We start from the raw sequence: 1,413 nt of genomic DNA, 5'->3' as shown, positions 1-1,413 counted from the left end.
CTGCATATCTCGGCCCAGATAGCCGCGCCAGACCGCGAATCCAAGCCGGTGAGTCAAAAGAGTGTGCAGAGCCTGCGCTCGGTCGGGCTGGTGCCGCTCACCCTGGATCGAGAAGCGCGCCGTCTGCCGCTCACCCTGAGCGCGCCTGATAAAGCGGTGCCGCTCACCCGGCTGGAGGTGACCGCCACCTCCAGCCCCAACAGTCAGGGCCGCGTGGTGCTGGCGGCTGTGGATCGGGGCGTGCTCAACATCAGCGACTACCAGCCCCTCGACCCGTTCGAGATCTTCTTTGGCCGCAAGCGTTTCGCGCAAGATTTGTTCGACAACTATGGTCAGGTGATCCCGCCGCAAGATGGCAAGCTGGCCCGCCTTAACTACGGGGGCGATCGGGCGCCGCTGAAAAAGGGCGGTGCGCTGGAGAGCCGGGTCGAAGTAGCGGCGCTTTGGAGTGGCGAGGTGACTTTTGACGAGCAGGGCAAGGCGGTGATCCCGCTCGATCTGCCCAACTTCAACGGCGAGCTGGCGCTGATGGCGCTGGCCTGGAATGAACAGCAAGTCGGCGAGGCTGAACGCGCCGTCAAAGTTGTGGCGCCGCTGGTGGCCGAGATCGGCTGGCCGCGCTTTGGCGCCAGAGGGGATGAGACCCGGGCGCTGGTGCAGCTGCGCAACATGAGTGGCGAGGATCAGACCCTCTCCCTTGCCTGGACCCTCAATGGCGGGCTCAAGGCAAATGGCGAGCTGCCCAGCTCGCTGTCTCTTAAAAACGGCGAGGAGCAGTGGCTGACCCTGCCACTCACCGTGACCGGGGCGAGCGGTGTGGCGAGCCTGCAACTGGCGGCCAGCGGCAAGGATTTTGCCATCAGCCGCGACTGGACTCTGCCGCTGCGCTCCCCCTGGCCGGCCGAGACTCGCCAGCGCTACCAGATGCTGGCCCTCGGCCAGCAGATGAGCTTTGCGCCAGGTGAGCTGGCCGGGCTGGAGCGCGCCAATCTGCAGGGGCGGCTCAGCCTCTCCGGCACCCCGCCCTGGGATCCGGCAGCCCAGTGGCAGGCGCTGGCCGACTACCCCTACGCCTGTCTGGAGCAGACCTTGTCGCGGGCCTGGCCTTACTTGCTGACCACGGCGGATGAGCGGGCTGTCTGGAGCAAACCCGCAGAGGGCAAGAAAGCGGCGAGCGAGGCGGATGTGCAGCGCGCTCTGCTGCAACGACTGCAGCGGCTGCAACTGCCAAGCGGTGGTTTTGGTTTGTGGGATGGTCGCTCCGACGAGGAGCAGTGGCTCACCGCCTATGCCGCCGACTACCTGCTGGCGCGCAAGGAGGCAGGCGACGCAGTGCCGGAGGCCATGCTCAATCAGGCGTTGAACCGGCTGCAAAGCTATCTCACCGACAGCCAGTACGGCGAGCGCTGGAGC

At 66.2% G+C, this 1,413-nt stretch carries 1 protein-coding gene; it reads left to right on the top strand.

Annotation, left to right across the window (positions count from 1 at the left end):
• Positions 1-1,413: alpha-2-macroglobulin family protein (locus tag AAC083_RS00465; protein ID WP_308811034.1), on the top strand; the 1,413-nt coding region annotated here is incomplete at both ends.

It is taken from the genome of Aeromonas sp. HMWF014 (assembly GCF_963878295.1).
In the GTDB taxonomy this organism is placed as follows: domain Bacteria; phylum Pseudomonadota; class Gammaproteobacteria; order Enterobacterales; family Aeromonadaceae; genus Aeromonas; species Aeromonas popoffii.
Note: the sequence above shows the minus strand (reverse complement) of the source record. Positions and strands in the feature narration are given on the sequence as shown.